Below are 559 nucleotides of genomic sequence, written 5' to 3' on the forward strand. Positions count from 1 at the left end.
TGTTATGCAGGCGTTATATTCATTTTTTGATTAACGAGAGAAATGTTAATGGAACAAATTTTTAATGATGGGTTTTGGTCTATTTCGGGAGCTGTTGTCGGTGCATTTCTTGGTGCTCTATTTGGTTTCATGGTATCTATTTTTCTTGATTACCGAAGAAGTACTAAGCTTGAAAAATGCCTTTATAAAGAAGCTGATTTTGTATCAAGTTACATGAGTTCATTTTTGATTTCTGTAGTTAATGAAAATGCCAAACTAAAAATTAATCTTAATCAAGGAGATAGTTTTAGTGCTCCGCGTGAAATCAACTTTGATGTATTCAATATATTATATTTAGAGCTGTATAAAACAAAAAAAATCCCAACAGATGATCATAGACGGTTCGTTCATAATGTTAGTTATCAATGGGAACAAATTTTCTCTTTAGATAAAGATCGCATTGAAAGGGTCGGAGAAAGCGCGATCTATAAAATAAATAGAGGTAAATGTAAGGAAGTTATTTATATTTTAGTGGGGCTGCTTTATTACTTTGACTTGTTTGTAGTGGCATAGTGAATTT

At 31.5% G+C, this 559-nt stretch carries 1 protein-coding gene; it reads left to right on the forward strand.

Annotated elements, in window-relative coordinates:
• Positions 1-48: 48 nt before the first annotated feature.
• Positions 49-552 (forward strand): hypothetical protein, encoded by a 504-nt coding sequence (locus A6E03_RS09240; RefSeq protein ID WP_065600702.1) that lies wholly within the window; start codon positions 49-51, stop codon positions 550-552.
• Positions 553-559: the final 7 nt, after the last annotated feature.

This window comes from Aliivibrio sp. 1S128, from assembly GCF_001691065.1.
GTDB lineage: Bacteria > Pseudomonadota > Gammaproteobacteria > Enterobacterales > Vibrionaceae > Aliivibrio.